The organism is Mesorhizobium sp. B2-7-2 (assembly GCF_006440775.1).
Lineage (GTDB): Bacteria > Pseudomonadota > Alphaproteobacteria > Rhizobiales > Rhizobiaceae > Mesorhizobium.
The window spans coordinates 121,438-147,906 of sequence record NZ_VFTZ01000015.1 but is presented as its reverse complement, the minus strand read 5'-3'; the positions used below and the strand labels follow the sequence as shown (position 1 = coordinate 147,906).

The following is a 26,469-nucleotide window of genomic DNA, read 5'->3' as shown; positions in this document are numbered from 1 at the left end:
CCGCAAAATCGAGACTGGGCATTGCCGCATGCGACCCGCGTTACTATACCTCGGGTGAGGCCTTTGAGCGGAACAGATTGCGGAGACCGGACATGGTTGACGAGACCAGCATCTTCATCGGCGCCAGCCGCAAGCCCGACGATTCCTATCAGCGCGCCGAAGAGCTGCTGCTGCGCTACGGCAACCGCCACGGCCTCGTCACCGGGGCCACGGGCACCGGCAAGACCGTCAGCCTGCAGATCCTGGCCGAGGGCTTTTCGAATGCCGGCGTGCCGGTCTTCTGCGCCGACATTAAGGGCGACCTTTCCGGCATATCCATGATGGGCGAGGCCAAGGATTTCCTGGTCAAGCGCGCCGAGCAGGTGAAGCTCGATCCTTATCAGTTCCAGGAATTCCCGGTCATCTTCTGGGATCTGTTCGGTGAGCAGGGGCATCCGATTCGCGCTACCATTTCGGAGATGGGGCCGCTGCTTTTGTCGCGTCTGATGAACCTCACGGAAGCGCAGGAGGGTGTCATGAACATCGCCTTCCGCATCGCCGACGAGGAAGGCCTGCTGCTGCTCGATCTCAAGGACCTGCAGGCGCTGCTTGCCAACATGGCCGATCGCGCCGACCAGCTCAGCGCGCGCTACGGCAATGTCACCAAGCCTTCGGTCGGCGCCATCCAGCGCACGCTGCTCGTGCTGGAGAGCCAAGGCGCGGCGAACTTCTTCGGCGAGCCGGCGCTGCGCATTGCCGACATCATGCGCACCACGCGCGACGGCCGCGGCGCGATCAGCGTTCTGGCCGCCGACAAGCTGATGATGAACCCCAGGCTCTACGCCACCTTCCTGCTCTGGCTGATGTCGGAGCTGTTCGAGGAGTTGCCCGAGGTCGGCGATCTCGACCGGCCGAAGCTGGTGTTCTTCTTCGACGAGGCGCATCTTTTGTTCGAGGACGCGCCGAAGGTGCTGATCGATCGCGTCGAGCAGGTGGTGCGGTTGATCCGCTCCAAGGGCGTCGGCGTCTATTTCGTCACCCAGAACCCGCTGGACATTCCGGAAAAGGTGCTGGCCCAGCTCGGCAATCGCGTCCAGCATGCGCTGCGCGCCTATACGCCGCGCGAGCAGCAGGCGGTGCGCACCGCTGCCGAAACCTTCCGGCCCAATCCCGATTTCGATTGCGCCACCGCCATCACCCAGCTCGCCACCGGCGAGGCGCTGGTCTCTATGCTGGAGGACAAGGGCGTGCCGGCCATGGTCCAGCGCACGCTGATCCGGCCGCCGTCATCGCGGCTCGGACCGATCACGCCCGACGAGCGCCGCAAGATCATCGCCGAGAGCCCGGTCGCCGGCCAGTATGACGACGCCGTCGATCGCGAATCGGCCTTCGAAATGCTGCAGAAAAAGGCCAAGGAGGCGCAGGATGCCGAGGCGCAGGCACAGCAGCAGAACAGCGGCGGTTCGCGCTGGACCATTCCGGGCTTCGACGATGTTCTGGGGACAGGCAACCGGCGGTCCTCAAACCGCCAGACCGTTGCCGAAGCCGCCATCAAGTCGGTGGTGCGCTCGGTCGGCTCGTCCGTCGGCCGCGCCATCGTGCGCGGGATTTTGGGCAGCCTGGCGAGAGGCCGCTGAAGCGGAGAGGCGGTACCGCGCTCGGCGCGACGCGAATCACGCCCCGCAGCCTTTGATATCGGGCGAGACCCGCTTGCCGTCGCGCGAATCCGTCACGGAAATGCGCCGCCCCGGAAAGCTGTCCTCGTTACCTCCCGACGATCAAATCTTACCCGTCGACGGGTGAGCCGCATCAGCGGCAGCTAAAACTTTTCGCAAGGGAACTTTTCCGGCAGAACCGCAATTTCATGAAATACCGGACGCGCCAAATCATGGCCTTTGACGTGCTGTTGCCGGGGGGCAAACTGGATAGCGCCGACAGCACGTGCGATCACGAACCATTGTGTCCAGGGAACCAAAAGCGCCCGCTAAGGTTGGGCCAAAGCTGCGGAGAGCTGAGCATCAGGAGTCCGAGTTGCGGCGCGATGACGATCTGCCAGCTTGGTATTCGGAAATTCCTGCTGAAAGGCGGCCACTGCTGAACGCGAAAGGTGGGCTGTCGCTCGGCCACGCTCGTCTCGTGGCGCAATTCCTGAGCGAGAACTTTTCGCGCAAGCTTTCGCTCGCCGAGATGGCGGCCGTGTGTGGGCTGTCGCCCTACCATTTCGCCCGCGCTTTCTCCAAGACGTTCGGCGTGACGCCGCACCAATATGTTCTTGCCCTTCGCCTTGACTTTGCCGAGAAGCTGCTGGCCGACAGGCGCATGTCGATCACCGACATCGCCTATCTGAGCGGCTTCTCGAGCCAGAGCCATCTCACCACCACGATGAAGAAATATCGCGACGTGACGCCGTTGCAGGTGCGGGAGAGGCTGGTTCGATCGCGGGCCGGTAGGCAGGGCTGATTTCCCGGCGGCGGTTATCCATGGGTCGGCTTATAAAAGGTATTACTAAAGTAATTTTGCGTTAACCTATGGAAGATCTACGGTATATTTTCAGATAAACAGCAATTTGTTGGAATACGAACCTCTGAAAACCTGTCTTTCTGCAACAAATCCGGTATTCGGATTCTAGCTGGCCGAGGGGACATGAGCGACGACACGGCGATCCGCCGCAGCCTTTCCGAGGAGATCGGTTATTGGCTGGAGTCGGCATCCAGGACGCTTGAGAAGCGCTATGGAAATGGCGTGCCCCTGGCCAAGCAGGACATGTTGCTGGCCCATTATCTCTACGGCCTCACGACCGTCGTTCATGCGCATGACGCGCCTGCCGTCCATCTGGCGGCGGTGCGCTCTTATCTCGAGCGGCTGATCCCAACCGAGCGGGTTGCCGCGGCGCTCCAGGCTGTGCCCGAGGCGGGTGACGCTTGGCTTGAAAACACGCTCGATCGCGTCGAGGCGATCGGGGAAAAACAGGGCCATGCGCTGCTGGCGCGCGGCGCCGACGTGATCATCCCATTTTCGAGCAGACACGCTTTGGCGGCAGGGTCGGCGGAACCTGCCGTTATCGAGCGCGACCCACCAAAGGAGGCATTCTCGCAATGAACTTCAGGCAAGAACGGATCATTCGGCGCGGATCGGCCCGATTTGCTGGAAACTGGGTCTCAGGCGCGGCCGATAGCCGCTCGCTCCGTCGTCGCCTGATGGCGGCGCTTCGCAATGCGCATCGCGTGCTCGGCATGCGACGCAAGGGACGTGGGCTCGGCAAGCTCGGCGTCGGCGCAAGCCTTGGGTATATTGCATCGGCCGCCGCTTTGTTCCTGTTCGCGGCGCCGGCGCAAGCGCAATATGCCGCTGGCGGCGGGTCCGCGACCGCTCCCGAGACCATAGCGATCGGAAATGGCTCAACCGCCAGCCTCAACTGGGCCATAGCCCTCGGCTTTCAGGCTCAATCGACAGCGCAATACTCTGTCGCTATCGGCCGAACCGCGTCGGCCACCGGCCCCGGCGGCGCGGTGGCGCTGGGCTCCGGCACAATCTCGAACAACGTCAATACGGTAGCGATCGGCGTCAGCTCCAGTGCAACCGCCGCGGGTGCCAGCGCCCTGGGAACCTTCTCCGTAGCTTCGGGTGGCAACGCCACTGCCGTCGGCGTCAGTTCCTTGGCCAGCGGCGCCACCTCCTTCGCCGGCGGCTGGGGGACCCAAGCCACCGGGCAGCGCAGTACCGCGATTGGCACTTCATCGGTCGCGTCGGGAATAGACGCCTTTGCTCAAGGTACTTCCGCCGTTGCAAGCAACCAGAATGCCATCGCGATCGGCTTCCAGTCGGTCGCTACACAGATCAACTCCATCAATATCGGCGGGCGCACTCTTGCGGGAGCGGGCGCTACTGCGCAGGGCGCCATCGCCCTTGGCACGGATGTGACGGCGTCTCAGCAAAACACGGTTGCCATAGGCATCCTGACCAAGGCAACGGGAACGAGTGCTACCGCGCTGGGCAACACGGCCAGCGCTTGGGGCAACCAGTCCATTGCACTCGGCCTGGGTGCACAGGCAGGCCTTCAGGCCAACACGGCGCTGCCCAACAGCATCGCGATCGGCACCAATTCCCTCTCTTCCGGCGCTTTCGCTGTCGCGATGGGGACCACCTCCGTTGCGAGCGGCGCCGCCAGCACGGCAGTTGGCAACACCGCCGTTGCCAGCGGCGCAAATGCCTCCTCGTTCGGGACAGGATCCAAGGCGACGGGAGACAATTCGCTTGCTGCCGGCGTCAGCGCCAGCGCCGGTGGGGTAGCCAGCACCGCGCTCGGCATCGGCGCCAATGCGTCGGCGCAGAGCGCCATCGCCGTCGGCAACAATGCCAAGGCCGACGCCACCAACGCGGTGGCCATGGGCACCAACGCGGTTGCGACTGGCGGCCAGGCAGTCTCCATCGGCGCGAACAACACCGCCTTTGGCAACGGCGCGGTCTCGATCGGCGACCCGAGCTATGCCAGCGGCACCGGCGCCTTCACCGGCGGCGCCAACAACATCGCCAACAGCGACGGCACGGCAAGCGCCACCGCCGCCAACCAAGCCGCCGGCGCTGTGGCGATCGGCAACAACAACAAGGCGATCGGGCAAGGCTCGGTTGCGCTGGGCAACGGCTCCACCGCGGGTGCCGCCGGTCTCGCCGGCAATGTCGCGCTCGGCGACGGTGCGACCGCTGCGGCGAGTTCCGGCGACGTCGCCCTGGGCTCCGGCTCGGTGACCGACGTGGCCGTCGGCACGGCCAGCGCGACGATCGGAACCACGACCTACGCCTTCGCCGGCACGACGCCGTCCTCGACCGTCAGCATCGGCGCGCCGGGCGCCGAGCGGACCCTCACCAACCTCGCCGCAGGGCGGCTCAGCGGCGGTTCGACCGACGCCATCAACGGTTCGCAGCTTTTCGCCACAAATCAGCAGGTGACGCAGAACACGACCGATATCGCCAACATCGGCAACACGATCACCAACATCAATACCGGCGCGGGCATCAAGTATTTCCACGCCAATTCGACGCTGCCCGACTCCCAGGCTCTGGGGACGGATTCGGTCGCGATCGGCCCCAATGCCGTGGCCAACAACGCCGGCGATGTCGCAATCGGCCTGAACTCCGTATCCGGCACCACGACGGTGGTCGGCGGCACAACGATAGGCGGTGTGAACTACGCCTTCGCCGGCGGAACGCCGGCCGGCGCATTCTCGGTCGGCTCGGTGGGCGCGGAGCGCCAGATCCAGAACGTCGCGGCCGGGCGGTTGAGCAACTCCTCTACCGACGCGGTCAACGGCTCGCAGCTGTTCGCGACCAACCAGCAGGTGACGCAGAACACCACCGACATCGCCGCCAACACCGCCGACATCACCACTCTCGGCAACACGATCAACAACATCAACACCGGCGGCGGCATCAAGTATTTCCACGCCAATTCGACGCTTGCCGATTCCCAGGCGCTGGGGACGGATTCCGTCGCGATTGGCCCGAATGCCGTCGCCACCAACACCGGCGACGTGTCGATCGGCCTGAATTCGGTTACCGGCGCCACCACCAATGTCGGCGGCACCACGATCGGCGGCGTGAACTACACCTTCGCCGGCGGAGCGCCGGCCGGCGCGTTCTCGGTCGGTTCGGTGGGCGCGGAGCGCCAGATCCAGAACGTCGCGGCAGGGCAGCTGAACGGCTCCTCGACCGATGCCGTCAACGGCTCGCAGCTCTTCGCGACCAACCAGCAGGTGACGCAGAACACCACCGACATCGCCGCCAACACCGCCGACATCACCACGCTCGGCAATACGATCAACAATTTTGCCGGCGACACCTCGACTGCCTACACCGACGCCAACGGCGACGGCATCCGCTATGTCCGCACCAACGACTCGACGCTGCCGATTACCGACGCCTTCGCGCAAGGGGTTGGCTCCTCGGCGCTCGGCTACCAGGCGACGGCGTCCGCCGCCAATTCCCTGGCCCTCGGCCGTGGCACCGCGGTCACCATTGCCGACGGCGTGGCGCTGGGCTCCGGCTCCGTGTCTGACCGTGCGGTCGCGCCCGTGTCGGGATCGATCCTCTCCGGCACCGGCCTCATTCCTTACAACACCACGGACATGAGCCTGCTCGGCGCCGTCTCGGTGGGTACATCCACCGCCTATCGCCAGATCATCAACGTGGCCGATGGCACGCAGGACCAGGACGCAGTCACGCTTCGCCAGCTGAAGGGCGCGCTGAGCTCCTTTGCGGTAACGGGGACCATGTACTTCCACGCCAATTCGACCGCTCCGGACTCGCTGGCGGTCGGCGCCGAGTCGGTCGCGATCGGCCCGCGCACCACCGTCAACGGCGACAACGGCATCGGCATGGGCAACGGCGCCATCGTCCAGCAGACGGCGCCGGGCGGCATCGCGATCGGCCAGAACGCGACATCCAACCAGGCCGACAGCATCGCCTTCGGCACCAACTCGACGGCGAACGGCGCCCAGTCCATGGCGCTCGGCGCCGGCGCCACGGCCAATGAGCCGGGCAGCGTCGCTCTCGGCGCGGGTTCGACGACCGCCGCGGCGGTCGCCACGACCGGCACGACGATCAACGGCGTCAACTACACCTTCGCCGGAACTGCTCCGACGAGCACGGTGAGCGTGGGCGACGTCGGCAAGGAGCGCACCGTCACCAATGTGGCGGCGGGCCGGATCAGCCAGACTTCGACCGACGCCATCAACGGCAGCCAGCTCTACGCCACCAATCAGGCTGTCGAAGCAGTGCAGGGAAGTGTCGGCAATCTGAATGAATTCGCCGTCCAGTATGACAAGAACCCGGACGGCACCAAGTCCAATTCGCTGACGCTTGTCGGCGGCGATGTGAATGCGCCTGTCGTCATCCACAATGTCGGCGCCGGCACCGCCGACACCGATGCAGTCAACGTGCTGCAGTTCAACAACGGGCTGGCGACAACGTTCGACAACTCCAAGGCCTACACCAACCAGGTGGCGGCCACCACGCTGCAGCAGGCCAATGCCTACACGGACTCCAAGCTCAGCCAGCTCAACATGGATATGGGCGAGGCTCGGGGCGAGGCGCGCCAGGCTGCCGCGATCGGCCTTGCGGCCGCCTCGCTGCGCTACGACGACCGTCCGGGCAAGCTGAGCGTGGCGGCCGGCGGCGGCTACTGGCGCGGCGAAGGCGCCGTGGCTTTCGGCGCTGGCTACACCAGCGAGGACGGCCGGGCTAGAGCGAACGTCTCGGGCACGACGGCCGGCGGGCACTGGGGTGTCGGCGCGGGCGTCAGCTTTACGCTGAACTGAGTCCGTTGATGACCAGGCAGACGGTCCTTGCCGTGATATCCGGGACTTGCCTCCTTCTGTCCGGCGCGCACGCGGCCGGGCAGCAGGCGGCTCAGCCTGCCTATCGGATAAAACCTTCCGACGTCGCGGTGCCTGCGGGCGTGAGGCTTGGCGATTATCAGCGCACCACCCGCCCGTTCGAGAACTGGACGCTGATCTGCGACGAGAACCTGCAGGCCAGGAAGAAGGTCTGCAACATCAGCCAGTCCTTCATCGATCAAGGCCAGGCGCTGGTCTTCAGCTGGTCGCTGGCGGCCGACGACAAAGGCAAGCCCTTCATGATTTTGCGAACCCCGATCGCGGCAGGTGAGGGCAGCAAGCTTTCGCTGAGACTTGCCGGCCGCAAACAGCCGGTCGACGTTCAACTGCAGGGTTGCGACGCGTCGGTCTGCGTCGGCTATGTGCCCGTCGGCCCGGTGCTTCGCGAGCAGATCGGCAAGGAGACCACGGTCCAGGTTTCCTATTCCCTGCCGTCGGGAGCGACCGTCAGCCTCGATGCTCCGTTCAAGGGACTCAAGACCGCGCTGTCGGCCATCAACTAGAAAGACTTTGAGATGACACGCCAATCCATCGAGGACAGAATCCTGACGCAGCCGGTCGCGCTGCCGGAGCCGCCGGCAAGTCCGCCGCCACAGCGTTCGCCAGGCTGGCGCCTGGTGCGAAACACGGCGCTGCTCGGCGCGTTCGCGGTCTTGGTCGCGGCGGCGGTGGTCTTGTCGTTCCGTCTCTATCCCGCGCTTGGGACATTCGTCGCTGGCACGGCCTCCGCGCAGGCGCAGGCGCCCATGCAGGGCAAGCCGGCCGAAGCCGTGCCCGCGCCGGTCGACGCCTCGGCAAACAAGAATCCGTTTCAGGCGCATGTCGCGCAGGCAGGTGTCCGCACCTGCGCCAATCTCTTTGCCGCGATGGGGCAGGCTCTGACTGCCGGGTCGACCTATGCGATCCAGACGCAATGGGACAAAACCTCACCCGACACCCATGCCGTGCAGGCCGTCGCCGGGATGAGCTACAACCTGCCGGACTACAAGACGCAGGCAGCGGGCGTCGTTTTTGCCTCGCCTGTCGGCCAGAGCTGCGAGGGTGGCTTCATGCGCGTGGCGCCATTCCCGCGCTCTTGCCAGGAAGTCGTCGGAACGCTCCCGAAGGGCAGCCTGCTGGCGGACAATCTTTCGAACACGATGCTTTTCAACCTGGCCGACAATGCCGGCCAGGCGCTGCTGGTCCCAACCGGCAACACTTGCATCGTCGTCTCGGTCGCGCGCATGGGCGGCTAGAGCCGGGCATGACAGTCGATTGCTGAATAGCTGCAACTGGAGCACGAAGATGCTGATCAATCCCCGCCTTTCGATCCCGCTGCTTGCGGCGCTCGCCGGGCTTACGATTGCGAGCAACGCGGCTGACCTGATCGCCCCGTCGCCGCCGGCGCAGACCGGCGAGGAAAAGGGCATCTGGGGCGCGATCGCCTACTCGCCGGGCGACGGCCGTCACGGCTTTTTCTGGGGCGCCGACAAGCGGCAGGAAGCGGAAGACATCGCGCTCAAGCATTGCGAGAATGCGGATGGCAAGGGCTGCCGCGTGGTTGAAGTGTTCCGCAATCATCGCCATTGGGACGATGATGACGGCACCGGCTTTCCCTATGAGCACTGCGCGGCGCTCTCGGTAGGCAAGAGCCGTGGCGCGGCGACGCCGTTCTGGAGTGCAGCATCGGCCGCGACCCGCCGCGAAGCCGAGGAGAAGGCAACAGCCCAGTGCGGAGGCGAGAGCAAGGAGTGCAAGATCCGCGAGTGGGTCTGCACCTGACTTGCTGCGGAACTCAAGCAGCCGCGGCGGTTGGCCGACGCCGCGCCGTTCACACTGGAATGAGCGGCGCGACCTCGCGGTCTGAAGGCCGGTCGCTGGATGACAGGCCGGACACGACACCGGCGCGATCGGCGGCGTTGCGGTTCTGACTCATCTTGCGCTTGCCTTCGAGCTTTGTAATCGGCATGCGCAGGCCGACAATGCCCTTCAACTGCGATTGGATGAAATCCGCCGGCGCGTCCGACACCGCCCAGGGCGCGCCGCGCTCGCCTTCATGCAGGTTGGTCAGGCGGGTCACGACCTCGAGCAGCCTGTCGGCGTCCTCGAAGAATTCGATCGGCCCGTGGGCGTGGACGGCGACATAGTTCCAGGTCGGGACGACCTTCCCGGTCTCCTGCTTGGTCTGGTACCAGGCCGGCGTCACATAGGCATCCGGGCCCATGAACATCGCCAGGCCGTCGCGCAGCGGCGGCACGTGCCACTGCGGGTTTGCCTTTGCGACGTGCCCGTAGATCACCCCATGCTCACCCTCGTTCTCGTCGAGCAAAAGCGGCAGATGCGTCGCCAGCGGTCCATCGGCCGTGGCGGTCACCAGAATTGCCAGCCGCGCCGCGCGGATCGTGGCCCTGAGGCTCTCATGATCGTCGTCGCGAAAGGCGGGTGGTGTGTACATGGCAAGACTCCTTGCAGCATAAAATGCCTGAAGTCCGGCCAGCTTAGAACATCCGCCGTTGAAAGTTTGTATGGTCCAGCCGCACGGCATGGCGTGCCGATGCGGGCTGCCGGGATGATGGATTTTCACCGCAGCCCCGGTGGCGGTGCTGGCTATATTTGGCCAAGCACCGCCGGCCTGGGCGCAGGGTCAGAAAATCTCGTTGGTGAGCCGCTTCACCGGACCGAGCAGGATAGAGCCCGTCGGCACGCCATTGTCGATCGGAATGGCCTTGCGCTCCGGCATGTTCTCTTCCGGCGCGCCGATGTTGGCCGTCACGATCACGGGGGTCTTGGTCGGCACACGGTCGTAGAGGTCGATGATGTCCTGGTTGATCAGGCGCACGCAGCCCGACGACACCGACTTGCCGATCGACCACCATTCGGGTGAGCCGTGCAGGCGGTAGAGCGTGTCCTGATTGCCCTGGAAGAGATAGAGCGCACGCGCCCCGAGCGGGTTCTTCAGGCCGCCCGGCATGCCGCCATTCTTGGCGCTGAATTGCGTCAGCTCCGGCTGGCGTGCGACCATCTCGTCCGGCGGCGTCCATTTCGGCCATTTCTGCTTCCACTGCACGACCGCGTCACCCGACCATTCGAAGCCGGCGCGGCCGAGGCCGACGCCGTAGCGGATCGCCTGGCCGCCCTCGCGCACCAGATAGAGGAAGTGGCCGGTGGTATCGACGACGATGGTGCCCGGGCGCTGTCCGGTCGGATCGGGGACGATCTGGCGCAAGAATCTGTGATCGATCTTGTTGACCGGGATGGCCGGCAGGTCGAAGCCATTGTCCGACATCGCGCCATACATCGTCTCATAATCGCCGAGCGGCGGCTCGACATAGGCGGGCGGCGGCTGGACGGGGGCTGGTGCAGGACCGGTGGTGGTGCAGGCGGACACGGCGGCCGAGGCAGCGCCGAGGGCTGTGAAATTGAGGAAGCCACGGCGGCTGATGCGGAAGGAAGCGTCTGACATGGTTGCCTTTTCTAGGTCTTAATTCGCAAGAAAGCATGAACCCGCGGGCACGTCGCGGCGGCATTCATAACAGTCGGCGGCGATAGGCGGTTCCAATTCTGGCCTGAGGGTGGACAGAAAAAGGCGAAGCTGTGACCGCGCCACAGCTGTTGCCCTGCAGCAACAGCGGCATCAGACCTCCGCCAGGAGACCTTCGAGCGAAGGCAAGATCAGCCCCGGCGGGAGGTCACGATACTCGTCCGGCTGGTTGGTCCGGTTGATCCAGACCGTGCGAAAACCGAATCTCGCCGCGCCGGCGATGTCCCAGCGGTTCGACGACTGGAACGAAACCGCGCCGGGGTAAAGCCGCCAGCCGGTGACTACCATGTCGTACACCGACGGGTCGGTCTTGAAGCGTTTGACCTCGTCGACCGAAAACACGTCGTCGAGGATCTGGTCCAACGCTGCGGATTTGACCGCCGCGTCGAGCATTTCAGGCGAGCCGTTGGATAAAACAGCGAGCTTCGCGCCCGACGCCCTAAGCGCCTTCAGCACGGCGGGCACTTCCGGATAGCAGTCGAGCCGCCAATAGGCTTCGAGCAGTTTCGTCCGCAGCGCCGGATCGGCCGAGGGCACCTTGCGCAAAGCGAAATCCAGCGCCTGCTCGGTCAGTTGCCAGAAGTCGGCGTATGATCCCATCAGCGTCCGCACCCAGGAATATTCGAGCTGCTTGGCGCGCCAGATTTCGGAGAGAAGCTGGCCGTCCGGGCCGATCTCGCCGGCGTGGCGGCGCACGGCGGCGTGCACGTCGAACAACGTGCCATAGGCGTCGAAGACATAGGCCGCATGATGCATGTCTCAAGTTTTGCGGCGCGCAGGCTTGCCGCGCAAGCATTGATTGCGGCCAAGTGCCTCTGGCCCCAACGAATTTTCCCGATGTCAATTGACGCCAGCCGCCAAAGCATCGTCCTATGGCGGACTGAAATCACTCAATTGGACGGCGACCATGACACTGGCGGCGGCGGCGCAAACCGCGACTTGGACCTATGTGGACGGCGACTGGTACGAGGGCAATGTCGCCATTCTCGGGCCGCGCAGCCACGCCATGTGGCTCGGCACCAGCGTCTTTGACGGCGGCCGCTGGTTCGAGGGCGTCGCGCCCGACCTCGAGCTGCACTCCGCCCGCGTCAACGCCTCCGCGATCGCGCTTGGCCTGAAGCCTTCGATGACGGCGGAAGAGATCGTCGGCCTGACTTGGGACGGTTTGAAGAAATTCGACGGCAAGACGGCGGTCTATATAAGGCCGATGTATTGGGCCGAGCATGGCGGCTATATGGGCGTCCCGGCCGACCCGGCCTCGACGCGCTTCTGCCTCTGCCTCTATGAATCGCCGATGATCCCGCCATCCGGCTTTTCGATCGGCGTTTCGCCGTTCCGGCGCCCGACCATCGAGACCATGCCCACCAACGCCAAGGCCGGCTGCCTCTATCCCAACAATGGCCGTGCCATTCTGGAGGCCAAGAACCGCGGCTTCGATAACGCTTTAGTGCTCGACATGCTGGGCAATGTTGCCGAGACCGGGACCTCCAACATCTTCCTGGTCAAGGACGGTCATGTGATGACTCCGGCGCCAAACGGCACGTTTCTCTCGGGCATCACCCGCTCTCGCACCATCAGCCTGCTCGGCGACTACGGTTTCAGGACCACCGAGAAGACGCTGTCGGTCCGCGATTTCCTCGAAGCCGACGAGATATTCTCGACCGGCAACCACTCCAAGGTCGTGCCGGTCACACGCATCGAGAACCGCGACCTGCAGCCCGGTCCGGTGGCCAAGAAGGCGCGCGAGCTCTATTGGGAGTGGGCGCATTCGACGTCCGCCGCCTGAGCCGCCAGAGCGGCTCACCGTTTCGTTGAAATGGCGAACCGCTCCATCTTCCTGTTTGCGCAATTGCGGGCGGAAAACCGTTTCACACTTTTCCCGGAATTGCTCTAAAAAGTCGCTCGGCGCTCCATTCGGAGTTGCCCCGATCCATTCCAGACCTATCTTAGCCCGGTAGCATCACCGGACTTTTTTCCTCGAGGGAGTACTATCCATGGCTTTTGAGTTGCCCGCCTTGCCCTATGACTACGAGGCCTTGCAGCCTTACATGTCGAAGGAGACGCTGGAGTATCACCACGACAAGCACCACAAGGCCTATGTCGACAACGGCAACAAGCTCGCCGCCGAGGCCGGAATGGGCGACCTGTCGGTCGAAGAGGCCGTGAAGCAGTCCTTCGGCAAGAATGCCGGGCTCTTCAACAATGCGGCCCAGCACTACAACCACATTCATTTCTGGAAGTGGATGAAGAAGGGCGGCGGCGGCAACAAGCTGCCGGGCGCGCTGCAGAAGGCCTTCGACAGCGATCTCGGCGGCTACGACAAGTTCAAGGCGGATTTCATCGCCGCCGGCACCACCCAGTTCGGTTCCGGCTGGGCCTGGGTCTCGGTCAAGAACGGCAAGCTGGAAATCTCCAAGACCCCGAACGGCGAGAACCCGCTGGTCCATGGCGGCTCGCCGATCCTCGGCGTCGACGTCTGGGAACACTCCTATTACATCGACTACCGCAACGCCCGGCCGAAATACCTCGAGGCCTTCGTCGACAGCCTGATCAACTGGGACCACGTCCTGGAGCTTTATGAGAAGGCTCAAGCCTGAGTGATTTTGATGAGAAGCCCCGGTTCGCCGGGGCTTTTCTTTTTCAGGACAAACCCGGCAAAATCGTCACGGCGCCGGGGAATAATCCCACCATCACGCTCGTTAACGTCCAGAGCAGTTCCAGGAAAAGTATTGAACGGTTTTCCGTCCGGAATTGCGCCAGCGAACTCTCTTCATCCACGGAGCCAATTGAATGAGAAAGCTTGTCATCGCCATCTCTCTGCTTGCCTTTGCCGGCTCGGCCTATGCCGACCCGATCAAGGGTCGCCAGGCCCTGATGAAGGAACGCGGCAAGCTCGCCGGGCAGATCTCGAAGGTGGTCAAGGGCGAGACGCCTTTCGATACCGCCGCCGTGCTGGACGCGCTGAAGGCACTGCAAGCCAATGCCGAGAAGTTCGACGTCGACACGCTGTTCCCGGCCGGCTCCGACAAGGGCGACACCACGGCCGCGCCGAAGATCTGGGAAGACATGGCGGGCTTCAAGACGGCCGAGGACAAGTTCCTGGCCGATACCAAGGCTGCGGTCGCTTCCCCGCCGGCCGATGTCGACGCCCTGAAGGCGCAGCTCAACACGCTGGGCGGCGATTGCGGCACCTGCCATCAGACCTACCGGATCAAGAAGAGTTGATCGCTTGACGATGGCCTGGCTGAAGAAGCTTGTCGGCGCCGTCATCGTGCTTGGCGCCGCCGCGGCTGGCGCCAGCTGGGTTCTGTCGGCACCGGTCAGGCTGGACGCCGGCACCGTCGCTGATCTCGGCCCTGGCGACGCCGCCAGGGGAAAGCGGATCTTCTACGCCGGGGGCTGCACCTCCTGCCACGCCAGACCTGGCGCCCAGGGCGACGCCCGCCTCGAGCTCGTCGGCGGTCTGGAACTCAAGACGCCGTTCGGCACCTTCGTTCCGCCCAATATCTCGCAGGACCGGAAGGACGGCATCGGCGCCTGGAGCGAGGCGGACTTCGCCAACGCCATGCTGAAAGGCGTCTCTCCGTCCGGCGAGCATTTCTATCCGGCCTTTCCCTATGCGTCCTACGCGCGCATGAAGCCGGCCGACATCGCCGATCTCTACGCCTTCATGAAGACGCTGCCGGCGGTTGCCGGCAAGGCGCCGGATCACAGGCTTTCCTTCCCCTTTACCATTCGTCGCGGCATTGGCCTCTGGAAGCTTGTCTATCTCAGCCCCGAACCCGTGATCGCACTGCCAGAGGGCGCGCCGGACAAAGTTCTCGCCGGCCGCTACCTGGTCGAGGGTCCGGGCCATTGCGGCGAATGCCACACGCCGCGCGATTTCGCCGGCGGCGTCAGGAAAAGCGATTGGCTGGCAGGAGCCGTGGCCGCCGAAGGCTCCGGCGTCGTGCCCAACATCACGCCCGACGGGAAGGGCGTCAAGGACTGGTCGGAGGCGGACATCGCCAATTATCTCGAGACCGGCTTCACGCCCGATTTCGATTCCGTCGGCGGCGCCATGGTTGACGTGCAGCGCAACATCGCGCAACTGACCGCCGACGACCGCGAGGCGATTGCCGCCTACCTCAAGGCCGTCCCGCCGCACCCCAACGGCTATCCGGCACGCAAGCCGGCGAGTTGAGGATACCCGGCCTATTGTCCGGGCTGGGCGGTATTTATCAGTTCGAGCACCTTTTCGAGCCGTGCTACGACATCGCCGGTTTCCAGGATCTGCTGCTTCTCATCAATGCCTATCGACAGCAATTGGGTGACTGAATCGGCCAACAGGCCGGGATTTTCAGTGGAAGGAAGGCCGAAGCGGACTCGCTGACGCACTGGCAGTGAGGAAAGGTCGATATTGGCGTAGATTCGGTATGCCTCAAGTACCGTGTGGGAAAGTGAGATAGCTTCTTCTGACTGGCTACGCTGCTCTTCAATCGGCTCTATCTCGGCGGCCAGGAATTCGCCGTCGGTCAGGCGTGTGATGGCTGTGCGTTGAAGGCCGGACACGGTGACCTTGAGCACGCCGTCCATTTGTGTCTGGCTATTTATCACGCTCGCCGTAACGCCTACCGGATAGAGAGCTTGAAGAGTGCCGGGGTTGTCATCGGCGCCATGCCTCTGGGCGACCACAATAACCCGGCGATCGCCGGCCATGGCACGTTCAACGGCGCGCCGGGTTTTGTCGCGCGCCACGAACACAGGTGCGACCGTTTGCGGAAACAGCACAAAATCCCGCATGGGAAAAACGGGGACTTCTGTTTGCGTAGGCCCTGAAGGGATCACACCTGACGCCACTCCCGGCGCCGTTCCCTGAATCCTTGCGGCCAGCACATTCCAATCGCGGAGGCCAAGAATCTTGGCGATCAACTCCAGGCTTTCACTGTGGGAAAGAGAAACGGATTTTGCGGCCAGCGCTTCGCTTAGCGTTCGCGCCATAGCCTTGGCGTCGCGGAAATCGCGCATGAAATCATCCTCTGCATAAACGAACGGAAAGCGTCAGGGGCTTGCGTTGCTGACCCGTTCGTTCGGGCAAAGGGGAGCCGAAATTGGCTCGATACATTCACCGTACCCAGGAGGGTGCAAGCAGCAGGTTGTATCTACCGCTCGGGAAGGTGCGCCGAAGGTCTGGTGTTTGTCAATCCTGACCTGGAATTTCAGCGCTCTCTACGGGTGGCGATCGCCCAGGAAGTCGAAGCCGTTCTCGAAAAAATGGTTATAGTCGCAGGTCAGTTCCTCACCGGGCGCGATGTCGCGCAACGCGTAGGCCTCTTCCGGAGAGGAGATATCGCAGTTCGGGTCGTCCGCGTGGTTCATATAGCGGGCGTCGTCCGCCTCGAAGACGATGAATTTGGGATCGCGCCGATCCGGATAGGAATAGCGGTCGAGATAGGACTTCACCGGGCCGGATTCGCCCTCATAGGTCTCTACGGGAATGCGTCGATCGAACCTTGGATCGAGCTTCCAGATCAATGTGCCGCGCGCAATGCGGTGTTTGGCGAAAACGCCGATGCCCTGAATGGGCGATTTGTCGAGATAGACGTCGACGAGCAGCATAGCGAACCTTGCGAATGTATCGGGGCGCGGCCCCAAAATGGCCACGACCAAAAAACGACGGCGCATTGCCTAGCGCGCGAGCCGTGCGATTGCGAGTAGAAAATCAGGCCTTGCCTGTCACTTTCAAGGCATAGGCGTAAATATAGGCGATCTCCTCCAGCCGCGAGAAGCGACCCGAGGCGCCGGCATGGCCGGAATCCATGTTGATCTTGAACAGGACCGGGTTGCCGCCTGCCTTGCGTTCGCGAAGCCGCGCCACCCATTTCGCCGGCTCCCAATAGGTGACGCGCGGATCGGTCAGGCCCGCCAGCGCCAGGATCGGCGGGTAGTCGAGCGCCGCCACATTGTCATAGGGCGAATAGGCCGCGATCGTCGCGTAGTCGGCGGCTGAGGCGATCGGATTGCCCCATTCCGGCCACTCAGGCGGCGTCAGCGGCAGGCTGGCGTCGAGCATGGTGGTGAGCACGTCGACGAACGGCACCTCGGCGACGATGCCGCCGAAGCTTTCCGGGGCCATGTTGGCGATCGCCCCCATCAGCATGCCGCCGGCGGAGCCTCCCTGCGCCACGATGCGGTCGTGCTCAGTGTAGCGCTCGGCAACGAGATGGCGGGCGCAGGCGATGAAATCGGTGAAGGTGTTCATCTTCCTTGTCCGCTTGCCGTCCTCGTACCAACCGTAGCCCTTGTCCTTGCCGCCGCGCACATGCGCGATGGCATAGATGAAGCCGCGGTCGACCAGCGACAGGCAATTGGTATTGAAGGCAGAAGGCACCGTGATTCCGTAGGAGCCGTAGCCGTAGAGCAGGCAGGGCGCCGAGCCGTCGAGGGGTGTGTCGCGATGGTGCAGCAACGAGATCGGCACCAACTCGCCATCGGCGGCGGGGGCCATTAGCCGGCGTGTGACATAGTGCTCCGCATCGTGGCCGGATGGCACTTCCTGCGTCTTCAGGAGCACGCGTTCGCGGCTGCGCATATTATAGTCGAACATTTGCGCGGGCGTCGTCATCGACGAATAGGTGAAGCGCATCACGTCGGTGTCGTATTCGTAGGAGCCGGAGAGACCGAGCGAAAAAGCTTCCTCGTCGAAAGAGATGAAATGCTCCTCGCCGCTGGCGCGCTCGCGCACGACGATGCGCGGCAGGCCTTCCTTGCGCTCGAGCCGGACCATGTGATGCTTGAAGCCGAGCACCGACAGGATCAGCCGGCCGGGCTCGTGCGGCACCAGTTCCTGCCAGTTGGCCCGCACCGGGTTGTCGACTGGCGCGGTCATGATCTTGAAATCCTTGGCGCCGTCGGCATTGGTGAGGACGAAGAAGACGTCGCCGCCTTCTTCCAGATCGTATTGCAGGCCGGTCTCGCGCACCGCCACAAGCTTCGGCTCTGCGGTTGGATCATCGGCGGGCAGCAGGCGGTATTCCGACGTTTCATGATCGTTGATGCCGATCATGATCCAGTCGTTGGCGCGCGTGCCGCCGACATCCATGAAGAAGCCCGGATCGGTCTCCTCATAGATCAACCGGTCGTTTTCGGACCTGTCGCCCAGCGCGTGGAAGAACACTTTCGACGGACGATGGTTGTCGTCGAGACGGGTATAGAAGAAGCCGCCGTCGCCGGCGTCCCAGACCCCGCCACCGCCTGTATCCGGGATCTGGTCGGCAAGTTCTTTGCCGCTCGCAAGATCGCGCACGCGCAGCGTGAAGAACTCCGAACCCTTGTCGTCGAAGCCCCACAGCAGCTTCCCGTGGTCGGCCGAATGATCGACGCCGCCAAGCCGGAAATAGGGCTTGCCCTCGGCTTCCGCATCGCCGTCGAGCAGGATCTCCTCAGTGCCGCCGTCGCGCGGCGTCCGGAAATAGCGCGGCTGCTCGCCGCCCTGCCGGAACGACGATCCGTAGGCATAGCGGCCGTCCTTCATGGGCACTGTCGCGTCATCTTCCTTGATGCGCCCCTTCATCTCCGCAAACAGCCTGGCGCGCAGCTCCGCGGTGCCGGCCATGAGCGCGGCCTGATAGGCGTTCTCGGCATTGAGATGGGCGCGAATGCGGCCGTCGAGCAGGGAAGGGTCGCGAAACACGGCCTGCCAGTTGTCGGCCCGCATCCAGGCATAGTCGTCGCTGCGGGTGATGCCGTGATGCGTGTCGGAAACCGGCTGTTTCTCAGGGGTCGGCGGGCTGGCGGCCGGGAAGGCGGAAGTCAAGGCGGAAGCTCTGGTCATTACGTCTCGCTGCGGAATTTGCTTGAATGACGAATGAACACGCCGCTCAGCGGCGGTTCAACGGGCGCGGTTCAAGGTGGTACAGAAGCTAAGTCGAAGGGGGAAAGATGAAATCCTGCGTTTCTACAATGTCTGTTGCCGTCGTAGCGGCAGGTCTGGGTTTTTCCAGCCAGTCTCATGCAACCGTCTTTGCCGCCTGGCAAGTGGCGGGGGTGCCGTTCGGTGATACGCTCAATGCTCGAAAATATCCGTCCAATACATCGCAGAAACAGGCCGCCTATCCGAACGGCACCGTGCTGCAGATGACCGGCCGCTGCACCGGCGGCGTAAACCTGCTCGATATCGCCCGCCAGCCGCAGTGGAAGCAGCGCCAAGCGATCCGCTATCGCTGGTGCGAGATCTGGCACGACCCGGCGCAGAACGGTCATTTCGTCACCGGCTGGGTCTACGGGAAACATATCGCGCCTTACTGATGGATCTGTCGCGTCGCCTTGCCAGGTCCAGCCGCCAAGGCGGTATCCTTGCGCTTCGCTGTGCCGCAGGATTCGTTGTGCAGGCGAAAGGGCACCCAAGCATTAGCCAAGCATTGAACGTCGTGTCGAGTGGCGATCGGATGTCTAACATGCGGATGACGCAACGTCATGCCATGCTGGTCTGACCAGAAAAATCTCGCGAAGTTACACGGCGCACGAATTTTTGAAGCTGAATCGGCAATAGTTGATGAATATCGACCAATATAAGTCAATATGCGAATTGACTTACTTTCAATGCGGCGTCATTAAGATAACCGACGCGAATCTCAGAGCCTTTCCTGAACGAAATCCGCGCGATGCCCGATCCATAAAAAAGGGCGCAGTTATAGAAACAACTCTCGTTGGGGCCTTAGCACTATGGAAATTGTCGAAACACCTTCGAAAAACGGTGACGCGCTGATCGAGCTGACCGCCGATGTCGTCGCCGCCTATGTCAGCAACAATCCGGTGCCGGTTGGGGAACTGCCGAACCTTATCGCCGACGTCCATGCCGCGTTGGGCCGCGTCGGTGGCTCGTCGGAGCAGCCGTCGGCTGAGAAGCAGAAGCCGGCCGTCAATCCGAAGCGCTCGGTCCATGACGACTACATCGTCTGTCTCGAGGACGGCAAGAAGTTCAAGTCGCTGAAGCGGCATCTGATGACCCACTACAATCTCACGCCGGAAGAGTACCGCGAGAAGTGGGGCCTGGACGCCAACTATCCGATGGTCGCCCCCAATTACGCTGCCGCCCGCTCGCAGCTCGCCAAGAAGATGGGTCTGGGCCGCAAGCGCAAGGGCCGTTGATAGGTCTCAGCTCGTCAAGCAGTTCGACGGCGCCCTTGCGGCGCCGTTTTGCTTTCCTGATGGGAGCGATATCGGCCGGATCAGGCCGTCTGCTTCAGCGCCGCTTCCGCATCGCGCTTGATGCGCTTGACCATCGAACGCAGGCCGTTGGCGCGCTGCGGCGACAGATGCTCGTCAAGGCCGAGCTCCTTAAGGGTCGCTTCGGCGTCCGTGTTCTGGATTTCGCTTGCATGCCTGCCTGAAAACAGCGCCAGCATGATGGCGACGAGGCCGCGCACGATATGGGCGTCCGAATCGCCCTGGAAGCCGATCACCGGATCGGCGCCCGCTCCCTGCCTGGTGGTGAGCCACACCTGGCTCACACAACCAGGCACCTTGTTCGCAGCCGTGCGCTCCTCCTCAGGGAAAGGCGGCAGGCCCTCGCCGAGCTCGATCACATAGCGATAACGGTCCTCCCACTCGTCAAGCAGGGAAAAGTCGTCGCGGATGGTCTGAATCGAGGGGGCCATTGCCCGCATATAGTGGCCCGACACGGCCGCGTCACGGAAAAAGAAAGACGCCGCGGGCGTCGAGAGGTCGGACGGGCCCGCGGCGTTAGAGCAATTCTGGGAAACGTGCGTAGGCGGTTTTGCGTCAGGAATTGCGCTAAAATTAAAGTGCCGAGCGAACGGTCGGAAAGAATTCAGTTCTTGGCCGTCAACATCACCGGAATGTTGACCTTGGCCGGCAGCACGATGTCCTCGGCGACGCTGCCGGTGGTCGTGACGGAGCCATCCGCGACCTTCGTTTCGGGCGCGCCTGGCTGCCCGGACTGCTGGTCGTCGATCATGGCTGCGGCGATCTTGGCCGTTTCCTTGGCGCGAACGGTGATGGTGTACATAGCCGATTTGCCGGTCTCGCAGACATCGGGCTTGCGCTCGCAGAGCCCTGCAATGTCGCCGACCGCCTCGCGCGCCGCAAACAGCGCCTGGATCGGTCCGACGCTCTGCTGGCCGTTCTCGCCCGGGCCGACGCCGAGCGGCAGCGCCAGCAGCACCAGCGAAAACCAGAAAGCCATCCTGATCAGAAAGCCCATCTTACTTGCCTCTCATCCGGGATGGAATGATGCATCCATCCGTGACGGATCATGCATCCATCGGCATGACCTCTTTTATGGGCACGATAATGGCACGGTCACGCAAAGGACGGCTTGCATCGAAGCCGCGAATTTTCCTCAAATTTTAGGTGAATTCGAAAGGATAGGTTTTGACATGGGCTTGTGTCGAATCTCATCGAGTTCATTAACTTTATAATAACCATGTAGAGCATTGTTATCAAACGATTTTATTCCAGGCAGAACTTAGCCGGTTCAAGTTCCGGCCCGTTTTGGCACAGGCCTTGCGGCTAACCCGCCGTTTACCATGGCGCCAACTCGGCATGCTTTGCCGGGCCGGCATCGCAATATTTGCCTTGGCGCGGTCGCCGGCTTCGCCAGCCTTATCCATTCCTTAAACGCTGGATGCGAGTTTCAAGCCAATTGATGAGTCACCTGCCAGGCAGGCGTTTTTCACGACCGGGTACGCGTGCGTTGAGTTCTATTTCAGCCAGATACGTTCAATTGCCTGGCGCGGTTTCCGCCGGCTGCGAACGCATGGTTCACCCGACCGTGACGGGTGAGGCGGAACGCCTGCGCCAGCGCCGCTTCATCGGTGTCATGCTCGCCGCGCCCTTCCTTGCCGCGGGCGCCGCGGTCACGCTGGTCACTTCAAGTCTCGGCGCCGCCGTCACGATAGCCGCGATCTTTGCCGCTTTCGGCCTGTGCTGGTTCGCGGCGCTTCTGGTGGCGGCCACCGGCCATATGGCGCTTGCCGGCCGCATGGCGGTCGTGTTGGGGGGGCTTGCCCTAGCCGGCGCTATCGCCGCGGCGGGCGGATTGGCCTCGCCGGTGGCACTCCTTGCCGTCGCATTGCCGCTTGAAAGCTGGTGGGTCTCAGGGTCGCGGCGCGCCGCGCTGGCGGGCGCGATGGCGGCGCTTGCCGCCATCGTGCTGCAGCCCTTTGCCGGGCAGTTGCTGCCGCTCGGCGAGATCGCCGCCTGGCATTGGCTGCTGCCGCTCGCCTGGGCGCTGACGCTGTTGCCGCGGGCCGCCGCCTTCGCCAACCCGGCCGGCTTGCGGTCGGCGGAGCCTGCCGGCGATCGTCTCGAGGACGTCATCGACGCCGTCGTGCTGCGCCTCGGGCGGCAGGGCGAAGTGGTCGACGCGTCCGCCAAGGCACGTTCGATCCTGAAATTGGCGCCCGAGCTTCTGCTCGGCACCGGCCTGTTCGACCGTATCCATCTTTCCGACCGCGTCGCTTATCTGACCGCTCTGGCCGACATGCGCGAGGGCGCCCCGAAGCGTCGGCTTGATCTGCGCATCCGCTTGCCGCGCGAGGGTTCTGGCGCGGTCGACAATTTCCGCCCGTTCAGCCTCGAGCTGCTGCGCGGCGAAGCCGACCGCGACGTCTTCACCTTGGTTCTGCGCGAAAACGACGATGTTGCAGCACTTCGCGAGGAGCTGGTGGAAGCGAGGGAGGCGGCCGCGACCGCCGAAGTGGCCAAGGGCCGCTTCCTGGCGGTGGTCAGCCACGAGCTGCGCACGCCGCTCAATGCCATCCTCGGCTTTTCCGACATGCTGCTCCATGAGATGTTCGGGCCCTTCAAGGATCCTCGTCAGAAGGAATATGTCGGCCTGGTCAGGGAGTCCGGCCAGCATCTGCTGTCCGTCGTCACCTCGATCCTCGATGTTTCGCGCATCGAGGCGGGCGCCTATGCGACCGAGATGGAGCCGTTCCGCTTTGTCGAGGCCGTCGACATGTGCCGTTCGATGATGCGACCGCTGGCCGACGCCAAGAGCATAGTTCTTGCCACGCAAATTGCCCCGGATGCGGGCGAGATCAATGCCGACCGGCGGGCCGTCCAGCAGATTCTGATCAATCTCGCCTCGAACGCGGTGAAGTTCACGCCCGATGGCGGCAGCGTGGTGATCGGAGCCAAGCGCGTCGGCTCGCACCTGCATTTCTGGGTGAGCGACACCGGTATCGGCATCGCCGAGGAGGACATGGCCAATCTCGGCAAGCCGTTCATGCAGATCCAGAACGACTACACGCGTCGTTTCGAGGGAACCGGACTCGGCCTGTCGCTGGTCAAGGGCCTGGTGGCGCTGCACGAGGGTACGATGTCGATCGAGAGCGCGCCGGGTGAGGGCACCACGGTGACGATCGGCCTGCCGGTGAACGGGCCGAAGCGGCGATCCGGTGCGCCATCCGGCGTGCTGGCCATGCCGGCGGCCAAGCCGAAGGGGGATGCAAATGGGGAGAGGAATGGCTCGCTCCGCAAAACGGCCTAAGGTGGTCGAACCCGAGCGCGGCGTTCTTGCCGAGGGCGCGGTTGCCGTCGGTCAACTGATCGCCAGCAATCCGGTTCTGGTCGGCGGCTCGACCGCTTTTCTGGTGACGCTGTTCTACGTCTCGGCCAACGCGCTCTGGTATCAGCCTTTTCCGCATACCGGCGCCTTCTTCGCCACCCGAAGCATCGAGAACTTCCCGCACACCGTCTCCGACGAACCGGAGACCACCATCAACATCGTGCGCCAGCCGCCGGCGCAGCCGACAGTCAAGCCGGATCCGGTCGTCCAGCAGGTGCAGGGCATCCTGAAGGACCTCGATTTCTATGACGGCGCGGTTGACGGTCTCACCGGGCCGGCCACGCGCAAGGCGATCCAGGCCTACCAGTTGAAAGTCGGGCTGCCGGGGTCGGGCGAGATCGATGGCGCGCTACTCGACCAGCTTGGCGCCCGCCAGACGACGGCGGCCATTCCCCACCCGGCGCCGCGACCGGCCGATGCCGCAGTCGCTGCGGCGGCCAAACCGCAGGTGATCCAGGTCTCTGCTCCGGCCGATGGCACCACGCAGCCGCCCGACGCCCGCATCGTCAAGATCCAGGCCGGCCTCAAGGCGTTCGGCAATGGCGACATGCAGCTCGACGGCAAGGTCGGCGCCCGCACCAAGGCCGCGATCAAGGAATTCCAGGCCTTGTTCGGACTGCCCGAGACCGGCGAGCCGGACGAAGCGGTCTACGCAAAGATGCGCGAGATCGGCCTGACGAACTGAGCGGCAGCGCGCAAAATTGTTATTCGAGCCAAATGCTCCGGGTCCCGCATCCCGTGAACAACAGCTACTGCCAGGATGCCGTAGTCCATGGGCTCGTAGATAACGACATATCGGCCCTCTACGAGGATACGTGCGGTGCTGCTCAACTCTGGCCGGGCGACTCCCATATTGGGATGATTACAGGCGAGTTCCAGCTTATCGAAGATGCGCCCTAGAAGTCTGTCCGCTGCCTGTTCGTTGTCAGCCGCAATGTGGCGCCAGGTATTCTTGAGGTCTTGTTCAGCGCGAGGTGTGAGTCGATAACTAGCCACGTTCCGAGCGCTCGGCCTTCAGGGCGCGAAGAAAGGTGCTGCGATCGACGTCCTTGCCTTCGCCGCTCGCCATCCCTTCGTCGTAAGCCTGCTTGAGCTGTGCGAGCTCGAGCACGCGAAGCTCCTCGCGGCGCTCCCACAACCTGAGGGCCTCCCTGACGATTTCGCTGTTCGAGGCGTAGTCGCCGCTCTCGACCGCGTCCTGCAGACGGGCGGCCTGCTTCGGCGTGAGCGATATGGTGAGGGTGCGCATTGCTTGACTTTTCATTGCTCCTTTATAGCGCGCCCCACAAAGTCTAACAAGATTTGTTAGGCAGGACGTCTTCGACATCCAGGCACTCGCACGCTTAGGTGAATCTCGCTAGACCACATGAATGCCATCCAGGACCTTCCCATGCGCGTGACCACCGATCTCTGGGTCTCGGTCCTTGTGCGCCGCGTGTTCGGCGCCGGCGGCTTCGCCGCTGTCGTCAAGCGCGGCGCGACCGAGGCTGGCGCCGTGTTCGTGTTGTCGCGCGGGCGTCTGGGGGAGGTGACCTTCTACGGGCCGGCGCCGCAGACCAGCTACGATTCGGCCAAGCCCGATGAGCGCTTTTTCACTGTGCTCGGTACGAGCGACGATAGCTCGGCCTTCGATGCGCGGCTGGAGCGGGAGAAGAAATTCGATCCCGACATCTGGGTGGTCGAGATCGAGGGCGGGACCGTTCCCGTCGAGGAGCTTCTTTCCGTGAAGCCCGACTAGTGGCGCTGCACAGGGACTTTGACCGGTCGGCTCTGTTTGCGTTGGCAGGCGGCATGCCTTGGAGATTGGCCGAAACGCCCATCGCGATCGTCATTCCAGGGCGGAGCAGGAGCGAAGCTCCGTCGCGAAGACCCTGGAATCCATGCCGTTACCTTCGCCAAGGAATGCAACGGAGCAAGATTCTGCACCGGCACTTCCAAGTCACGGAATGGATTCTATGGTCTGCGCGCGTCGCTTCGCTCCTTGCTCCGCCATAGAATGACGAAGTTGGGGCGGCTTCAACCAATCTCCGATCTTGCACCAAGACAAACGCCAACCTTTCAAAATCCCTGTGTCGGGAAACTAGGGCGTTTACCGTTTCATGAGCTGGGAATCGCCATGACAGCAAGATCGCCGGCCGCGGGCCAAGGAAGCGCAGAAGGTTCAGCACGCCGCTTCCCCGTTCTGGACGGGAAATCGGGCGGCGAAGACTTCTTTGGCCGCAAACAGCCCGTTGAGCGCCGCGGGAAAGCCGGCATAGACCGTCATCTGGATGATGGTTTCGACGATCTCGTCCTTGGTCAGCCCGACATTGAGCCCCGCCTCGATATGGACTTTCAGTTGTGGGGTAGCGGTTCCCATCGCTGTCAGCGCCGCGATGGTCGCGATCTCACGGGCGCGCAGATCGAGACCGGGGCGGCTGTAGATGTCGCCAAACGAGAACTCGAACACGTAGTTCGCGAAGTCGGGGGCAATGCCAGCCAGGGCGGCAATGACTTTGTGGCCGGCTTCGCCGTCGATTTCAGCGAGCGCCCGCTTGCCGCGTTCCAGCCGGCTTTCGCCGATGTTCGGGGATTGATGCGTCATAGTCCTTCATCCTCTGTTTCACGCCGGCATATCCGGCGATTTTGGTGTCGAGGACGAGAAGGCAGGCTTGCAGTTTGGCCACATGCGCACGGACATGCTCACGGTGCTGCTTGAGCAGCGCGCCGCGCTCCGCTTCCGTGCCGACGCCGCGCTCCCGCAAGGCCGCGTAACGCAGCATTTCCCGGATAGGCATCCCGGTCGTTTTGAGACGGTCGAGAAATTCTATCCAGGTCAGGATTGATGCGTCGTAGTCACGTTGGCCCGATTGGTCCCTGTCGGCGTGGGGAAGCAGCCCGATCCGCTCATAGTAACGGATAGTGTAGGCAGACAGTCCCGAACGCTTCGCCAGCTCGCCAATCTTCATCAATGCCATTCTTTCGTCACGACGCGCAGAAAGCTACGGCTTAGAGTGCACTCTAAG

Annotated in this window: 28 protein-coding genes; 16 read left to right on the top strand and 12 right to left on the bottom strand. The window is 63.4% G+C overall.

The genetic code is table 11. The features are described from left to right. Positions 1–92: 92 nt before the first annotated feature. The 7 genes from FJ425_RS20710 to FJ425_RS20680 all read left to right on the top strand — a co-directional run bounded on the left by FJ425_RS20710 (position 93) and on the right by FJ425_RS20680 (position 9,131). Positions 93–1,616 (top strand): helicase HerA-like C-terminal domain-containing protein, encoded by a 1,524-nt coding sequence (locus FJ425_RS20710; protein ID WP_140725755.1) that lies wholly within the window; start codon positions 93–95, stop codon positions 1,614–1,616. A gap of 394 nt (positions 1,617–2,010) precedes the next feature. Further along, positions 2,011–2,439 carry an AraC family transcriptional regulator gene (locus tag FJ425_RS20705; protein WP_246677968.1) on the top strand — a complete coding sequence of 143 codons (429 nt, stop codon included), beginning with the start codon at positions 2,011–2,013 and terminating at the stop codon, positions 2,437–2,439. A 183-nt stretch (positions 2,440–2,622) separates the two neighbouring features. Then, positions 2,623–3,078: a hypothetical protein gene (locus tag FJ425_RS20700; protein ID WP_140725750.1), complete on the top strand. Its 456-nt coding sequence runs from the start codon at positions 2,623–2,625 to the stop codon at positions 3,076–3,078. A gap of 98 nt (positions 3,079–3,176) precedes the next feature. Continuing rightward, positions 3,177–7,292 carry a YadA-like family protein gene (locus FJ425_RS20695; protein WP_246677967.1) on the top strand — a complete coding sequence of 1,372 codons (4,116 nt, stop codon included), beginning with the start codon at positions 3,177–3,179 and terminating at the stop codon, positions 7,290–7,292. An 8-nt stretch (positions 7,293–7,300) separates the two neighbouring features. Next, a complete protein-coding gene (locus FJ425_RS20690) occupies positions 7,301–7,873 on the top strand; it encodes an invasion associated locus B family protein (protein ID WP_140725744.1) in 573 nt (190 codons plus the stop codon). Positions 7,874–7,885: 12 nt separating this feature from the next. Continuing rightward, the gene (locus tag FJ425_RS20685) at positions 7,886–8,605 is read left to right on the top strand and encodes a hypothetical protein (protein ID WP_140725741.1); all 720 of its coding nucleotides are present in this window, start codon (positions 7,886–7,888) and stop codon (positions 8,603–8,605) included. Between the two features lie 49 nt (positions 8,606–8,654). Beyond that, positions 8,655–9,131 carry a DUF4189 domain-containing protein gene (locus FJ425_RS20680; protein WP_140546124.1) on the top strand — a complete coding sequence of 159 codons (477 nt, stop codon included), beginning with the start codon at positions 8,655–8,657 and terminating at the stop codon, positions 9,129–9,131. A 49-nt stretch (positions 9,132–9,180) separates the two neighbouring features. Here FJ425_RS20680 and FJ425_RS20675 read toward each other — a convergent pair whose 3' ends face one another. The 3 genes from FJ425_RS20675 to FJ425_RS20665 form a co-directional block, all read right to left on the bottom strand. Further along, entirely contained in the window at positions 9,181–9,804 is a 624-nt protein-coding gene (locus FJ425_RS20675) for an FMN-binding negative transcriptional regulator (RefSeq protein WP_140725738.1), read from the bottom strand. A 189-nt stretch (positions 9,805–9,993) separates the two neighbouring features. Continuing rightward, a complete protein-coding gene (locus tag FJ425_RS20670; protein WP_140694728.1) occupies positions 9,994–10,812 on the bottom strand; it encodes a L,D-transpeptidase in 819 nt (272 codons plus the stop codon). Between the two features lie 171 nt (positions 10,813–10,983). After that, positions 10,984–11,646, bottom strand: a complete 663-nt coding sequence (locus FJ425_RS20665; RefSeq protein ID WP_140725735.1) for a haloacid dehalogenase type II — start codon at positions 11,644–11,646, stop codon at positions 10,984–10,986. Positions 11,647–11,797: 151 nt separating this feature from the next. On the opposite strand from FJ425_RS20665, the gene FJ425_RS20660 reads away from it, so the two are divergent. From FJ425_RS20660 to FJ425_RS20645, 4 genes are all read left to right on the top strand, one after another. After that, positions 11,798–12,676 carry a branched-chain amino acid aminotransferase gene (locus tag FJ425_RS20660; protein WP_140725732.1) on the top strand — a complete coding sequence of 293 codons (879 nt, stop codon included), beginning with the start codon at positions 11,798–11,800 and terminating at the stop codon, positions 12,674–12,676. Positions 12,677–12,884: 208 nt separating this feature from the next. Beyond that, positions 12,885–13,487, top strand: a complete 603-nt coding sequence (locus tag FJ425_RS20655) for a superoxide dismutase (RefSeq protein WP_140725729.1) — start codon at positions 12,885–12,887, stop codon at positions 13,485–13,487. Positions 13,488–13,680: 193 nt separating this feature from the next. After that, a complete protein-coding gene (locus FJ425_RS20650) occupies positions 13,681–14,115 on the top strand; it encodes a cytochrome c (protein WP_140636175.1) in 435 nt (144 codons plus the stop codon). Between the two features lie 10 nt (positions 14,116–14,125). Further along, entirely contained in the window at positions 14,126–15,073 is a 948-nt protein-coding gene (locus tag FJ425_RS20645) for a cytochrome c (protein ID WP_140636234.1), read from the top strand. 11 nt (positions 15,074–15,084) lie between these two features. Here the strand turns inward: FJ425_RS20645 and FJ425_RS20640 are convergent, their stop codons facing one another. The 3 genes from FJ425_RS20640 to FJ425_RS20630 all read right to left on the bottom strand — a co-directional run bounded on the left by FJ425_RS20640 (position 15,085) and on the right by FJ425_RS20630 (position 18,703). Continuing rightward, positions 15,085–15,897 carry an LON peptidase substrate-binding domain-containing protein gene (locus FJ425_RS20640; protein WP_140636173.1) on the bottom strand — a complete coding sequence of 271 codons (813 nt, stop codon included), beginning with the start codon at positions 15,895–15,897 and terminating at the stop codon, positions 15,085–15,087. Positions 15,898–16,098: 201 nt separating this feature from the next. Then, a complete protein-coding gene (locus FJ425_RS20635) occupies positions 16,099–16,488 on the bottom strand; it encodes an SET domain-containing protein-lysine N-methyltransferase (RefSeq protein ID WP_140636171.1) in 390 nt (129 codons plus the stop codon). A gap of 103 nt (positions 16,489–16,591) precedes the next feature. After that, the gene (locus FJ425_RS20630; RefSeq protein ID WP_140636169.1) at positions 16,592–18,703 is read right to left on the bottom strand and encodes a S9 family peptidase; all 2,112 of its coding nucleotides are present in this window, start codon (positions 18,701–18,703) and stop codon (positions 16,592–16,594) included. A 128-nt stretch (positions 18,704–18,831) separates the two neighbouring features. Here FJ425_RS20630 and FJ425_RS20625 point away from each other — a divergent pair, with 128 nt between their 5' ends. Together FJ425_RS20625 and FJ425_RS20620 are read left to right on the top strand one after the other, a co-directional pair. Then, the gene (locus tag FJ425_RS20625) at positions 18,832–19,176 is read left to right on the top strand and encodes an SH3 domain-containing protein (RefSeq protein ID WP_246673615.1); all 345 of its coding nucleotides are present in this window, start codon (positions 18,832–18,834) and stop codon (positions 19,174–19,176) included. Positions 19,177–19,593: 417 nt separating this feature from the next. Beyond that, on the top strand, positions 19,594–20,019 hold the full coding sequence (locus FJ425_RS20620) for a MucR family transcriptional regulator (RefSeq protein WP_040991330.1): 426 nt from the start codon (positions 19,594–19,596) through the stop codon (positions 20,017–20,019). A gap of 80 nt (positions 20,020–20,099) precedes the next feature. On the opposite strand, the gene FJ425_RS20615 is transcribed toward FJ425_RS20620, so the two are convergent. Together FJ425_RS20615 and FJ425_RS20610 are read right to left on the bottom strand one after the other, a co-directional pair. After that, complete coding sequence (locus tag FJ425_RS20615; RefSeq protein ID WP_140725727.1) at positions 20,100–20,528, bottom strand: SufE family protein; 429 nt, start codon at positions 20,526–20,528, stop codon at positions 20,100–20,102. Positions 20,529–20,701: 173 nt separating this feature from the next. Continuing rightward, positions 20,702–21,094, bottom strand: coding sequence for a DUF5330 domain-containing protein (locus FJ425_RS20610; RefSeq protein ID WP_140725724.1), 393 nt, complete (start codon positions 21,092–21,094; stop codon positions 20,702–20,704). 555 nt (positions 21,095–21,649) lie between these two features. On the opposite strand from FJ425_RS20610, the gene FJ425_RS20605 reads away from it, so the two are divergent. Both FJ425_RS20605 and FJ425_RS20600 read left to right on the top strand, forming a co-directional pair. Next, positions 21,650–23,386 carry a PAS domain-containing sensor histidine kinase gene (locus tag FJ425_RS20605; protein ID WP_140636161.1) on the top strand — a complete coding sequence of 579 codons (1,737 nt, stop codon included), beginning with the start codon at positions 21,650–21,652 and terminating at the stop codon, positions 23,384–23,386. Then, on the top strand, positions 23,361–24,149 hold the full coding sequence (locus FJ425_RS20600; RefSeq protein ID WP_140636159.1) for a peptidoglycan-binding protein: 789 nt from the start codon (positions 23,361–23,363) through the stop codon (positions 24,147–24,149). Before FJ425_RS20605 ends, FJ425_RS20600 begins: the two co-directional genes overlap by 26 nt. Here FJ425_RS20600 and FJ425_RS20595 read toward each other — a convergent pair. Continuing rightward, positions 24,113–24,460, bottom strand: coding sequence for a type II toxin-antitoxin system RelE/ParE family toxin (locus tag FJ425_RS20595; RefSeq protein WP_140636158.1), 348 nt, complete (start codon positions 24,458–24,460; stop codon positions 24,113–24,115). The genes FJ425_RS20600 and FJ425_RS20595 overlap by 37 nt on opposite strands. Next, entirely contained in the window at positions 24,453–24,713 is a 261-nt protein-coding gene (locus tag FJ425_RS20590) for a type II toxin-antitoxin system ParD family antitoxin (RefSeq protein WP_181165054.1), read from the bottom strand. The genes FJ425_RS20595 and FJ425_RS20590 overlap by 8 nt, the downstream gene beginning before the upstream one ends. A gap of 141 nt (positions 24,714–24,854) precedes the next feature. Here FJ425_RS20590 and FJ425_RS20585 point away from each other — a divergent pair, with 141 nt between their 5' ends. Continuing rightward, a complete protein-coding gene (locus FJ425_RS20585) occupies positions 24,855–25,202 on the top strand; it encodes a DUF1491 family protein (RefSeq protein ID WP_140636154.1) in 348 nt (115 codons plus the stop codon). A 423-nt stretch (positions 25,203–25,625) separates the two neighbouring features. Here FJ425_RS20585 and FJ425_RS20580 read toward each other — a convergent pair whose 3' ends face one another. Next, a complete protein-coding gene (locus FJ425_RS20580) occupies positions 25,626–26,048 on the bottom strand; it encodes a carboxymuconolactone decarboxylase family protein (protein ID WP_140725721.1) in 423 nt (140 codons plus the stop codon). Further along, entirely contained in the window at positions 25,984–26,412 is a 429-nt protein-coding gene (locus FJ425_RS20575) for a MerR family transcriptional regulator (protein ID WP_140725797.1), read from the bottom strand. Before FJ425_RS20575 ends, FJ425_RS20580 begins: the two co-directional genes overlap by 65 nt. Positions 26,413–26,469 lie beyond the last annotated feature (57 nt).